This is a genomic window from Thermus tenuipuniceus (genome assembly GCF_002964845.1).
Lineage (GTDB): Bacteria > Deinococcota > Deinococci > Deinococcales > Thermaceae > Thermus > Thermus tenuipuniceus.
In genome coordinates, this window is sequence record NZ_PRDA01000019.1 from 14,688 (window position 1) to 27,037 (window position 12,350).

Sequence of the window (12,350 nt, forward strand, 5' to 3'; positions counted from 1 at the left end):
AGGGCCGTTAGCTCAATCGGTCAGAGCGGCCGGCTCATAACCGGTTGGTTGCAGGTTCAAGTCCTGCACGGCCCACCAGCTCCAGAACGGTAAAAACCCCGCCTCCTTGCGGAAGCGGGGAAGCTTTTTCCCAATGAGAAAAGCTTTTCCTGCCAGAATCTAGATATGGAGGCCCTGCACGCCTTCCAAACCCTGGACCTGCGCATCGGCCGTATCCTGAAAGCGGAACCCCACGAGAAGGCCCGCAAGCCCAGCTACAAGCTTTGGATTGACCTAGGACCTTTGGGGATCAAACAAAGCTCCGCTCAGATCACCGAGCTCTACCGCCCAGAGGACCTGGTGGGCCGCCTGGTGGTGTGCGCGGTGAACCTGGGAACCCGCTCCATCGCAGGCTTCCCCTCCGAGGTGTTGGTCCTGGGAGCTAAGGATGCGGAGGGCCGGGTGGTCCTCCTCACCGTGGAACGGGAGGTGCCCCTGGGAGAAAAGGTCTTTTAACGGGCCCTGGGAGAAAAGGTCTTTTAACGGGTCCGGGTCACCTTGGTGAGGTTCCGGGGCCGGTCCGGGTCCAGACCTCGGGCCCGGGCCAGGGCCTCCGTCTTAGGGTAGAAGGCCTGGGCCAGGAGGAGAGGGGTGGTTTCGGGCTCAGAGGCCACGGGAAGCGCCAGGGGGGAATCCGCCAGGGCCAGGGCGTCGGGTTCAGGGGAGAGGACGAGAAGATGAGCCCCTTTCGCCTTTAACCCCTCCAGGGTGGAAAGAAATGCATCCAAAGCCTCATCCCCTTGCACCAAGGCCAGCACCGGAAAGCCAGCCTCCAATAGCGCTTGGGGCCCATGGAGAAACTCCGCCGCCGAAAACCCCTCCGCATGAAGCCCCGCCACCTCCTTCAGCTTCAAGGCCGCCTCGAGGGCCACAGGGTACGTGAACCCCCGCCCCAGGACGAAAAGATTTTCCGCATCCTCCAAGTAGTCCAGTTCCCCTGAGGTTTCCCAGGCCCGGTGCAGGGCCTCGGGTAAGGTGGGAAGGGCCTGGCGCAGGCGGGGTTCCTCCACCAGGTGGGCCAAGAGGTGGAGGGTGGCGGCCAGCATAGCAAGAAAGCTCTTGGTGGCGGCCACCACCTTCTCCTCCCCGGCATGAAGGGGAAGGACCACCTCGGCTATTTGGGCCAGGGGGCTCTCCTCCCGGTTCACCAGGGCCACGGTGAGAACCCCCTGGGACCGGTAGGCGCTTACCGCCTCCAAAAGGTCGGGGCTTTCCCCGCTTTGGCTAAAGGCGAGAAGCAAAGAGGGGAAAGGCACCCGGGGCCTGGCTCGGTAAAGGGTGAGGACAGAAGGGGCCAAGGAGAGAACCGGCCACTCCAATCGGGCTTCGAGAAGGTATTTGGCAAAAAGGGCCGCATGGTCGGAACTCCCCCGGGCCACGGTCAGGGTGAAGGCCGGGGGGCGCTTCCTCAGGAAGCTGGCCAGGCTCCGCACCTCCCCCTCGTTCTCCCTAAGGAGGCGCTCTATGACTTTGGGAGCCTCCTCCGCCTCGGTACGCATCCAAGAGGCCATAGGTTCACTATAGGGCACGGAAAGCCCCCTCCTGCCACCTGGTCCTTCCCAGAAGGTAGTGGTATACTTCCACGGATGGACCGCATCGTCATCCGGGGGGCACGGGAGCACAACCTCAAAAACATCAGCCTGGAGCTCCCGCGGGGCAAGTTCATCGTCATCACCGGGGTTTCCGGCTCGGGCAAGAGCACCCTGGCCTTTGACACCCTCTACGCGGAGGGGCAGCGGCGCTATGTGGAAAGCCTCTCCAGCTACGCCCGCCAGTTTCTGGGGGTCATGGACAAGCCCGAGGTGGAAAGCATCGAGGGCCTCTCCCCCGCCATCTCCATTGACCAGAAGACCACCAGCCACAACCCCCGCTCCACCGTGGGCACGGTGACGGAGATCCACGACTACCTCCGCCTCCTCTATGCCCGCATCGGCACCGCCTACTGCCCGGAGTGCGGCCGCCCCATTGAGAAGCAGTCCGCCAGCGAGATCACCGACCGCCTCCTGAAGAACCCCCCGGGCACCCGGGCCATCCTCATGGCTCCGTTGGTGCGGGGGAGGAAGGGAGAGTACCGCAAGCTTTTCCAGCAACTCATGAAGGAAGGCTACGCTCGGGTGCGGGTGGACGGGGTCATCTACCTCCTGGAGGAGGCCCAGAACCTCAACCTGGAAAAGTACGAGAAGCACGACATTGACCTGGTGATCGACCGGGTGGTCCTTAAGGAGGAGGAACGCCCCCGCATCGCCGAGGCGGTGGAGCTTGCCCTCCTTAGGGGCGAGGGACTCATGCGGGTCCTTTACCCGGATTCCGGCCAGGAGGAGCTTTTCTCCGAGAAGTTTGCCTGTCCCGAGCACGGAAGCGTCCTGGAGGAGCTGGAGCCCCGCATCTTCTCCTTCAACGCCCCCTACGGGGCCTGCCCTGCCTGCTCGGGCCTGGGTTACAAGCAGGAGTTCGACCCCGAGCTCATCGTGAACCCCGAGCTTTCCCTGGCCGAGGGGGCCATCCTGCCCTGGGCCCGGGGTAGGGACACGGGGCGGAGCTACCTTTGGGACCGGCTCAGGGCCCTGGCGGAGCACCTGGGCTTTGACCTCAAAACCCCCTTTAAGGACCTGCCGGAGGAGGCCAAGCAAGCCGTCCTCTACGGCCTTCCCGAGCCCTTTGAGGTGGTCTTTCGCCGGGGAGGCAAGGAAACCTTCCGGGTGGAGGTCCACTACGAGGGGGTCATCCCCTGGCTGCAGAAGCGGTACCAGGAGGCGGAGTCCGAAGGGGTCAAGGAGGCGCTGGAAGGCTTCATGTCGCAAAAGCCCTGCCCGGTGTGCGGGGGCACCCGCTACAAGAAGGAGGTGCTCTCCGTAAGGGTGGCGGGCAAGAACATCGCCGAGGTTTCGGCCCTGCCCGTTCGCGAGGCCCTGGAGTTTTTCCGGGACCTCGAGGCCCATCTCTCCCCCTTCCAGGCCCAGATCGCCCGCCCCATCCTGCGGGAGATCGTGGAGAGGCTGGGCTTTTTGGTAGGGGTGGGGCTGGACTACCTCACCCTGGACCGAGCGGCCAACACCCTCTCCGGGGGTGAGGCCCAGCGGATCCGCCTGGCCACCCAGGTGGGGTCGGGGCTCACCGGGGTGCTTTACGTGCTGGACGAACCCAGCATCGGCCTCCACCCCAAGGACAACCAGCGCCTCATCCAGACCCTCAAGCGGCTCCAAAGCTTGGGCAACACCCTGATCGTGGTGGAGCACGACGAGGAGACCATGCGGGCCGCGGACTGGATCGTGGACATGGGACCGGGGGCCGGGATCCACGGGGGGGAGGTGGTGGCCCAAGGTCCCTTGGAAGAAATCCTGCGAAACCCCAGAAGCCTCACCGGGGCCTACCTAAGGGGAGAGAAGAAGATCCCCGTGCCCAAGGAACGCCGCAAGGGGAACGGAAAGTGGCTGGTCCTCCGGGGGGCCCGGGAGCACAACCTGAAAGACGTCACCTTGAAAATCCCCCTGGGCCGCTTCGTGGCCGTCACCGGCCCCTCGGGCTCGGGGAAGAGCACCCTGATCCACGACGTCCTTTACGCCGCCTTGGCGCAAAGGCTCATGCGGGCCAAGACCACCCCAGGGGCCTTTGACTCCCTGGAGGGCCTCGAGCACCTGGACAAGGTGATCGAGATCGACCAATCCCCCATCGGCCGCACCCCCCGCTCCAACCCGGCCACCTACACCGGGATCTTTGACGAGATCCGGGACCTCTTTGCCAAGACCCCGGAGGCCAGGAAGAGGGGGTATGGTCCAGGCCGCTTCTCCTTCAACGTGAAGGGGGGGCGGTGCGAGGCCTGCGGTGGGGACGGCACGGTGAAGATCGAGATGCTCTTTTTGCCCGACCTCTACGTGCCCTGCGAGGTGTGCAAGGGCAAGCGCTACAACAAGGAGACCCTCGAGGTGAAGCTCAGGGGCAAGAGCATCGCCGACGTCCTGGACATGACCGCCGAGGAAGCCCTGGAGTTTTTCCAGAACGTGCCCACCATCGCCCGCAAGCTCCAGCTCATGGTGGATGTGGGCCTGGGGTACATGCGCCTGGGCCAGCCCTCCCCCACCCTTTCCGGGGGCGAGGCCCAGCGGATCAAGCTGGCCACGGAGCTGGGCCGCAAGGCCACGGGCCGCACCCTCTACATCCTGGACGAGCCCACCACCGGCCTTCACTTTGACGATGTGGCCAAGCTTCTCAACGTGCTCCACCGCCTGGTGGACGCCGGCAACACCGTGGTGGTCATCGAGCACAACCTGGACGTGGTGAAGACCGCAGACTGGGCGATCGACCTGGGCCCCGAGGGGGGCGACCGGGGCGGGGAGATCGTGGCCGAGGGTACCCCGGAGGAGGTGGCCCTCACGGGCAGCCCCACAGGGGTCTTTTTGGCCAGAATCCCCGAAATCGCCGAGCGGCTGAAGGTGGCCGCGGACTAAGCCTTGGCTTTGGCGGATTTCCTGGAAACCTGGGCGGGCTGGCTTCGGGCTAGAATCCCTTCCAGAGCTAAGGACAGGGATTTTTCCACCTCCTCCCCGAAATCCCGGTTAGGGGTATAGGCCGCCCAGCGCAAGGCGGCGAGGAAGTAAAGGTCGGCCAAGGTGCGGCCCATGCGCTCCAGGGAAAGGTCCTGCCGCACCACCCCCTTTTCCCGCAAGGGCTTCAGGACCTCGGCGATCAAGTCCCCCAAAGGCAGGGCCAGGAAGGCGGCCTTGGCCCGGACCGGGTCGGGGTTTAAAAGCTCGTAGAGAAGAGGTAAAAGAAGGTCCTTCTCCGCCTGGGTAAAGGCGGCAAGCCTCTGGAAGAGGAAGCGGAGGAGGGCCATGGGATCCTCTTCCTGGTCCAGGCGCCGCCTTACCTCCTCTCTGAAGCCCGCCAGAAGCAGGCTTCCGTATTCCAGGAGCACGGCTTCCTTATAGGGGTAGTAGTTGAAGAAGGTACCCCGGGACACGTGGGCGGCCTTGGCGATATCGGTGGCGGTGGTTTCCCGGAAACCCTGCTGACGGAAAAGGGCCATGGCTGTCTGGAAGATGCGCTCCCGGCGCCGCTTTTTCTGATACTCCCTCACGGCCATGGGGGTAGTGTACTACCGTATAAACTTAAAGTTCAATCGCTTTTTGCGCCCAGTCCTCTAAAGCCTTAAGCAGGGATAACCCCCCCAGGGTGGTATAGACCTTGGCCTCCCGGTGGAAGGAACCATCCGCCACCTGGTAGCCCTGCTTGGCCAAGGCCTGGGCCACCTCCCCTGGGGCCGCCACCCGGGAAGGAAGCCTGCCCACCTCGGCCAGGAAGAGATGGGCGTTGAAACCCAGAAACACCGCCTCTAACCCCTCCCATACCTCCTCCACGAAGGCCACATAGGAGGGATCCCGGGCCATCCGGCCCGGCCTTTTAGCCCCCGGGATGAGGAGGGCTTCCGGGGGCGGGGCCGCGGGAAAGGCGTAGGTGGGGGTCCAGACGGAGCCCGCCAGGGCCGGGGTTCCCTTGCGGCCCTTGGCCACGGTATAGGCGGGAAGCCCCAGGCGCTTGGCCGCCTCGAGGGCTAGGGCCGCCTCCAGCTCGGAGAACTCGGGGAGGAGCAAGATGGCTAGCACTTTAGACCATTATGGCAGAAGCCGGTAGAGGAGAAGCGCCGCCTCCCCCCGGGTCACGGGATCGGCACCCGAAAGCTTGCCCTCCCCCAGCGCCTGCAAGATCTGGTTCAGGGTGAACCGCTTCAACGGCTTTTGCAGTTCCTCCCGGAAAAGCTCCCTGGCCTTTAGCACCACCCTAAGGCGTTCCTCAGGCCCTTTTACCCGGTAGTAGTGCTCCAGGTTGGCCAAAAAATCCCCCAGGAGGATGGGTTCGGAAAGGCCCAGGGAACCCTTTAGGTAATAGGGGCCAGCGAACAGCCCCCGCCTCAGGAGGGCCACCGCCTCCCGATACCCTGGCCTTTCCCTTTCCGCCTCCACCCGGCTTCCCTCGGGGGAGGAAAGCCTGGCCCCCCTTTGGGCAAGCCGCTTGCGCAGGGCCTCGAGGGCCTGCCTGCTTGCGGCCAACTCGTGAAAATCCGCCAGGGGCACCTTCATAAGCCCTGCTTGCGGGGCCCTCCGCAGGAGGGCCACCGCCACCCCTGCCGCTTCCCCCAAGGCCATCTGCAAGGGAACCACCCGGGCGGAAAAGGCGGCCACACTATCAAACCCCGCCGCCTGGGAAACCACCAGGAGGTTTCTCAACTCCTGGGGCACCAGGCTCCGGAAGGGCACCCCGTAGGGTGCCGGGGTACCCAAAAGGTAAGGGGTTTCCCCCGGGAAGTAGGCCTGGCCGTCCAAGGGGTACCCCCCCAGGGCCACGGCATCGGGAAAGGTCCGGCCCAGGAGGACTTCTTCAGCCTTAAGGCGGTAAAGGGCCTTCAGGTGGCGGCTTTCCCGGATATAGAGGCTAGGGGCCACCCCGGCCAGGCGGGCGGTGCCAAAGAGGAGGGGATCCTTCTCCCGCAGGTAGGCCACCACCCGCTCGGCCTCGAGGGCCGCTTCCAGGCGCATGCGCTCCAGGCTTAAGGGATCCGCCCCTTCCACCCCAAAGAGGAGAAGGGCGTTGACCAGCAGGCTCCCATCGTCCTGGCGGGCCAGGTTCAAGCCTCGGAGGGCATAGCGGCTGGGATCGGAGGGTAGGTAACCCCGCGCCAGACCCGCAAAGCCCCAGCCGCTCCTCCCCCAGGCCCCCGCCCCCGTACGCTGCACCTGGCCCTCGTAGTTGAGGGCCAGAAAGACGGCACCCCAGGGAACCCCCTCCAACCGGAAGACCAAGGTGGCCGCCATGCTCCTCTGGTCCAGACCCGTGTCCTCCCTCCCCTGGGTGAAGCTGGCCCCGGCGCGAAAGGCGAGTTCCGCGGTATCGGTGGCATCCACGAAATAGGGAGCCTGAACGGGGCCCTCGGGGGTCGCCACCAGGGCCAGGCGGCTTGCCTCCACCTCCACCCGGTCCAGGGGCACCTGCAACCGGACCTCCACCCCCGCCTCCCGGAGCATGGCCCATAGGGCCTCCTCCGCCCGCTTCACATCAAAGGAGGCCTCCTGCCCAATACGGCGGTAGAAGTCACGAAAAAGCCCTCCCTGGAGAAGGCCCTCCCGGTCCTTGGCCAGGTCCAGGGTGGCCAGCCACCCTTGGGTGAGAACCCCTCCTACCCCCCGCCCGGGTTCCAGGAGGAGGACCCTAAGGCCCTCCTGGGCCGCGGCCACGGCCGCCGTCACCCCTTGAGGGGTAGCCCCGTAAACCACCAGGTCGTACTGGGCGTAGGCCAAACCTAGGGAGAGGATGAAGGCAAAAAAGGCGCGCACGGCGGAAAGCATCCTCGCGAAAGCTTCCGGTGTATATGATCAGGGCAGGCTTTGCCTGGCCTCCTGGTACTCGGCCACCAGCCGTGCCACCACCTCCCTGGCGGAAGGGAGATCCCGGATGAAGGCCACCCCGTGCCCGGCGGAATAGACTTCCTTCCAAGCCTTGCCCCCACCCTGGCGGAAGCGCTCCAGGGATTCCCGAAGGAAGTTGGCGGGCACCCCGGTGACCTCCGGGGTGTATTGGATGTCCTCAGGGGTGGCCCTCAAAAGGGCTTCCTTGTACTCCAAAGGAGCCTCGGACTCCAGGGTGGCGATGAAGCGGGTGCCGATATAGGCACCATCCCCCAGGGCCAAGGCGGCGAGAAGCTGCCTTCCCGTGGCGATGCCCCCGGCGATGAGCACGGGCACCCCGAGCTCCTCCCTAAGCCAGGGGCCAAGGACAAAGGGGCTCACCATCCCGGCATGCCCCCCAGCCCCAGCGGCCACCGCCACCAGGGCGTCGGCCCCGGCCTCCACCGCTTTTCTCCCGTGCCTTAAACCCACCACATCGCACCAGACCACGCCGCCATAGGCCTTGACCCGCTCCACCACCCGGGTGGGGTCCCCTAAGGAGGTGACCACCAAAGGCACCTTCCGCTCGGCCACCGCCTCCAGGTCCTCCTCGAGGCGGGGGTTATCCTTCAGGATGAGGTTCACCCCGAAGGGAAGCCCTAGGGGAAAGGTCTCCAAAAACTCCCGAAAGCCAGCGTGGGTGCGGAAGTTGAGGCTGGGGATGACCCCGATGGCCCCCGCCTCGGCCACCGCCTGAAGGAGCCTGGCCCCGGAAACCAGGAACATGGGGGCAGCCACGATGGGATAACGGATACCCAACATGCGGGTGATGGCGGTTTCCATGGGGAAGATTTTACCGGGTTCAAGGATAATCATGGGGTGGAACCGGAGCGCTCCCTCAGGCTTTCCATCTGGGAAGGCACCCTAGCCATCTTGTTCCTCAACTGGAGCACGGGGGTGATCGTCACCGGGTATGCCCTGGCCCTGGGCGCTTCCCCCCAAGCCCTGGCCCTTCTGGGAGCCCTTCCCTTCCTGGCCCAGCTCCTAACCCCCCTGGCCCTTTCCCTGAGGGGAAGCCGCAAGGCCCTGGCGGTGCGGCTCAACTTTTTGGCCCGGATGCTCTTCCTGCCTGCTGCCCTGGCCGCCTTTTTGCCAGAAGGCTTGAGGGTGCCGACCCTTCTTCTTTTTGCCGGCCTCTCCCAGCTTCTGGCTGCCCCGGTAGGGGTCCTCTGGCTCTCCTGGATGGCGGACCTGGTGGCCGAGGAAAGGCGGGGACGCTACTTCGGCTTCAGAAACGCCCTCTTGGGCCTGGTGGGCACCCTGGGGAACCTCATGGGGGGTATGGTGGCCGACCGCCTTCCTTCACCCCTGGGCTACCAGGTTGTTCTCCTTCTGGGGGTGGGGGCCGGACTTCTTTCCGTCTTGCTTCTCCGCCTCCAAAGCGAGCCTTCGGAATCCCCCGCCCCTCCCGCCCGAAAGGCTCTCGGGATCGCCTGGCAGGACCTGGCCTACCGGCGCTACCTGGGCCTGGTTTTTCTCTGGTACGGGGCGGTCATGGTGGGAGGACCCTACGTCATCCCCTACTTCGTACAGGTGGGTGGCCTTTCCATGACCGAGGTGGGTCTTTGGACGGTGATCTCCGCCTCAAGCGGCCTCCTCTTCGGACCCATGTGGGGCCGGATGGCGGACCGGGAAGGTCACAAGGCCGTCCTCTTCCGCACGGCAATGGTGGCAGCCTTGATGCCCCTCCTCTGGCTTTCGGGGTCCAGGGCCTTTCCCTGGCCCATATGGCTTTCCGCCCTTGCCGATGCCCTGGCCTGGAGCGGTCTGGGAACTGCCCTGGCCAATGCGGCCTTGGCCCACGCCCCCAAGGAAGCCAGAAACGGCTACCTGGTCCTCTTCTGGCTGGCCCTGGGCCTGGGGGGGCTTTTGGGAAGCCTGCTGGCGGGAAGCGCCGCCAGCCTGGGCCTGGGGCCAAGCCCTTACCACTTCCCCATCCTCCTTTCCCTAGCCTTGCGCCTTGGGGTGGCCCTCCGCTTACGCAGACTCTAACCCCTTGCGCCGCATCTCCCCCCAGACCCCCCGTTTCCGCCAGACTTGGAAGGTGGCGAGAAAACGCTCCCAGGCCAGGATCTGCCGGTAGCCCAGGCCCTCGAGGATCGCCAAGAAAAGGAGCGCCAGGCGGTCCCTTAGCCGGGGATAGCGCTTGAGGAGTAAGGTCTCCATGCCCACCGCCAGCTGGGAAAGAAGCACCCCGTAGGCCATGGCCAGGAGAAAGAAGAGGAAGGCAAACTGCGCATTGAAAAGGCCAAGGAGGTAGAAAACCGGGAAAAGCACATACCCCAACACCTCCACCACCGGGGCCAGGGCCTCGAAGAGGACGAAATAGGGCATGGCCAGAAGGCCGAGCCGGCCATACCGGGGGTTGAAGAGCATCAGCCGGTGGTTCCAGAGCACCTCCCATAGCCCCCGGTGCCAGCGGTTCCGTTGCTTCCTAAGGGTGGCCCAGTCCGCGGGCACCTCGGTGTAGCAGATGGGATCCGGGGTGTACACGATGCGGTACTCTCGCCCCTCCTCCCGGGCCCGGCGGTGGAGGCGCACCACCAGCTCCATATCCTCCCCCACGGTGTCCGTGCGGTACCCCCCAACCCTCAAGGCCTCCTCCCGGCGGAAAAGGCCAAAGGCCCCTGAGATAATGAGCAGGGCCCCCATGGCGCTCCAGCCCGCCCGGCCCATGAAAAAGGCCCGGGCGTACTCCATGATTTGCATCTTCTCTAGAAAGCCCCGGGGAAGGTGCAGGGCCTCCACCACGCCCTCCCGCACCACCGCCCCGTTGAGGGGCCGTATGGTCCCCCCCACGGCCAGGACGCGGTCGTCCTCCAAGAAGAGGCGGCTTGCCCGGAGAAGGGCCTGGGCATCCAGGAGGCTATCCGCATCCACGGCGCAGAAGAGGGGGTAGCGGGCCAGGTTGAGCCCGGCGTTTAGGGCGTCGGCCTTGCCCCCATTCTCCTTGTCCACCACGATGAGGTTGGGGTAGACCAGGGAGCGGTAGACCGCCCGCACAGGTTTGGTGGGAAGCACCCGGCGGTAGACCCATTCCACCTCCACCAGGCGGAAGGCCTCCTTGAGCACCTCCAGGGTCCGGTCCTTGGGCCCATCCGCCACCACGATCACCTCAAACTCCGGGTAGTGCAGGCTCAAAAAGGAGCGCACCGAGTGGGCGATGGTCTTCTCCTCGTTGTAGGTGGGCACCAGGATGGACACGGGCAGGTAAGCCTCCCGTTCCAAAAGGTCCTTCAGGGAAAGCTCGGAAAGCTCACGGGCATAGCGGGCCACCACGCCCAGACCAAAGAAGGCGAAGAGGGCATAGAAGAAGTTCAAAAGAGCGAAATACCACAGGATCACCACCTGGTAAACGAACAAAGAATCCAAAAGGAGGTTCATGCCGTCTCCCGTAACACCTGCTGGGCCATGGCCCGGCCAAAGGGATCGGGGTGGCTTTCCGCAGCCCGGGCCAGGAAGCCCTTGTTCATCCACAAAAGCCCTTCCGCCGCCGCCCGGCGCACGTAAAAAGAGGGGTCGGAAAGCATCTTCCACAAGGCTCGCCGGGCCAGGTCGTTACCCAAAAGGGCCATGAGCCGGGCGGCATGGGCCCGCAAGAACTCCCGGTCGTCCTTTAAGGCTGCCAGCAAAAGCCCCTCGTAGCCCTGGGGTGGGTAGCGCAGGCGGTAAAGGGCACGCATGGCCGCCGCTTTAAGCTCGGGATCCGCATGGTCCAAGAAGGGAAGGACCCTTTCCACCAAGGGCACCTGCTTAAGCCGGCCTATGGCCTCCAGGGCCGCCCACACCTCCTCCCTTCCCCCCCGGGAAAGAAAGGCCTCCACCACGGGTGTCGCCCGCTCCTCCAGGAGGAGGAGGACCTCCAGGAGGGCCCCGCGGGGTAGACCCGCCTGGAGGAGAGCCTCCGCCAGCCGTCCAAGCCCCTCCCCCTGGGCCACCCGGGCCCCCGCCCGGGCCGCCCCCAGGCGCAGCACGGGATCCCGATGGGAAAGGTAGGGGAGGATGGCCTCCAGGGTTTCCGGCAAACGGGCCTGGGCCAGGGCATCCAAAGCCTCCAGCCGGGCAGGCCGGGAGGCCCACCGGCTTTTCAGAAGACGGATCCAGTGGGGATAAACCTGGCGGAGCCAGTCGGCTATCCGCTCGGAGGACTCCCCCTTGAGCATCTCCCGTAGGTTCAAAAGGGCCTCGAGGGCCGGACGGGGCCAAGGGGGCGGTGGAGGCGGCTCCCCGCTAAAGAGGGCTTGGGTGAACTGGGTGAGCCAGTCCTCATAAGCCCCTCGGTCCAGAAGCTCCTTGCTGGCGGTGTAGGCGTGGTAGAGGAGGATGTAAGCAGAAAGGCAAACCAAGGCCAGTCCAGTAAGGCCCAGCGCCTGGAAGAGGGCGCGGTAGACTACCGGGTAACCGAACAGGTTAAAAAGCCGCCCCGAAAAGGCCACCACCAACCCTCCCAGGGCCAAGGCCTCGAGGAGGACCACCAGCACCACCAGGAGGGCATAAAGCCGCTCACCGCGCCGCCACATAGCGCTCCAAGCGCCTTACAAGCTCCCCAGGGCTGAAGGGCTTGGTGAGGTACTCCTGGGCCCCCAGGGCCTGGGCCTCCTTCAAGCTCCGCTCCTGCTTAAGACCGGAAAGAACCAGGACAGGGGTGGTCTTGTGGAGCTCCTTCCGCAAGTAGCGAAGAAGGTCCAAACCAGACCCCCCCGGCAGGTTGATGTCCAGAAGGATGGCATCCCAATCCCCGTCCAGCGCCGCCTTGGCCGACGGATAGTCCCGGGCCAGGTGGGGCTCGTACCCCTCCCGCCTTAGGGCCAGTTCCAACACTTTGGCCACCGTGGGGTCGTCTTCCACCACCAAAACCCGAGCCACGTCTTTATC

General features: G+C 65.1%; 11 protein-coding genes and 1 tRNA gene. 4 read left to right on the plus strand and 8 right to left on the minus strand.

Annotation, left to right across the window (positions count from 1 at the left end):
- Position 1 precedes the first annotated feature (1 nt).
- Positions 2 to 78, plus strand: a tRNA-Ile gene (locus C2847_RS08345).
- Between the two features lie 87 nt (positions 79 to 165).
- Positions 166 to 495, plus strand: coding sequence for a tRNA-binding protein (locus C2847_RS08350; RefSeq protein ID WP_105317963.1), 330 nt, complete (start codon positions 166 to 168; stop codon positions 493 to 495).
- 23 nt (positions 496 to 518) lie between these two features.
- On the opposite strand, the gene C2847_RS08355 is transcribed toward C2847_RS08350, so the two are convergent.
- Complete coding sequence (locus C2847_RS08355; protein ID WP_164835681.1) at positions 519 to 1,550, minus strand: SIS domain-containing protein; 1,032 nt, start codon at positions 1,548 to 1,550, stop codon at positions 519 to 521.
- 75 nt (positions 1,551 to 1,625) lie between these two features.
- Between C2847_RS08355 and uvrA the strand changes: the two genes are divergently transcribed.
- Positions 1,626 to 4,484, plus strand: coding sequence for an excinuclease ABC subunit UvrA (gene uvrA, locus C2847_RS08360; protein WP_105317965.1), 2,859 nt, complete (start codon positions 1,626 to 1,628; stop codon positions 4,482 to 4,484).
- Here uvrA and C2847_RS08365 read toward each other — a convergent pair.
- From C2847_RS08365 to C2847_RS08380, 4 genes are read right to left on the minus strand one after another with little or no spacing between them, the layout of a single operon-like run.
- Positions 4,481 to 5,119 carry a TetR/AcrR family transcriptional regulator gene (locus C2847_RS08365; RefSeq protein ID WP_105317966.1) on the minus strand — a complete coding sequence of 213 codons (639 nt, stop codon included), beginning with the start codon at positions 5,117 to 5,119 and terminating at the stop codon, positions 4,481 to 4,483. The two genes, uvrA and C2847_RS08365, sit on opposite strands and share 4 nt — an antisense overlap.
- A 25-nt stretch (positions 5,120 to 5,144) precedes the next feature.
- Positions 5,145 to 5,639: a DJ-1/PfpI family protein gene (locus C2847_RS08370; RefSeq protein WP_038032190.1), complete on the minus strand. Its 495-nt coding sequence runs from the start codon at positions 5,637 to 5,639 to the stop codon at positions 5,145 to 5,147.
- Positions 5,640 to 5,648: 9 nt separating this feature from the next.
- Positions 5,649 to 7,376: an FAD-dependent oxidoreductase gene (locus C2847_RS08375; protein ID WP_105317967.1), complete on the minus strand. Its 1,728-nt coding sequence runs from the start codon at positions 7,374 to 7,376 to the stop codon at positions 5,649 to 5,651.
- 27 nt (positions 7,377 to 7,403) lie between these two features.
- Positions 7,404 to 8,258 (minus strand): NAD(P)H-dependent flavin oxidoreductase, encoded by an 855-nt coding sequence (locus tag C2847_RS08380; RefSeq protein ID WP_105317999.1) that lies wholly within the window; start codon positions 8,256 to 8,258, stop codon positions 7,404 to 7,406.
- A gap of 36 nt (positions 8,259 to 8,294) precedes the next feature.
- Here C2847_RS08380 and C2847_RS08385 point away from each other — a divergent pair, with 36 nt between their 5' ends.
- Positions 8,295 to 9,467, plus strand: coding sequence for an MFS transporter (locus C2847_RS08385; RefSeq protein WP_105317968.1), 1,173 nt, complete (start codon positions 8,295 to 8,297; stop codon positions 9,465 to 9,467).
- On the opposite strand, the gene C2847_RS08390 is transcribed toward C2847_RS08385, so the two are convergent.
- From C2847_RS08390 to C2847_RS08400, 3 genes are read right to left on the minus strand one after another with little or no spacing between them, the layout of a single operon-like run.
- A complete protein-coding gene (locus C2847_RS08390; protein ID WP_105317969.1) occupies positions 9,453 to 10,859 on the minus strand; it encodes a glycosyltransferase family 2 protein in 1,407 nt (468 codons plus the stop codon). The two genes, C2847_RS08385 and C2847_RS08390, sit on opposite strands and share 15 nt — an antisense overlap.
- Positions 10,856 to 11,995, minus strand: coding sequence for a HEAT repeat domain-containing protein (locus C2847_RS08395; protein ID WP_105317970.1), 1,140 nt, complete (start codon positions 11,993 to 11,995; stop codon positions 10,856 to 10,858). Before C2847_RS08395 ends, C2847_RS08390 begins: the two co-directional genes overlap by 4 nt.
- Entirely contained in the window at positions 11,979 to 12,341 is a 363-nt protein-coding gene (locus C2847_RS08400) for a response regulator transcription factor (protein WP_105317971.1), read from the minus strand. The genes C2847_RS08395 and C2847_RS08400 overlap by 17 nt, the downstream gene beginning before the upstream one ends.
- Positions 12,342 to 12,350: the final 9 nt, after the last annotated feature.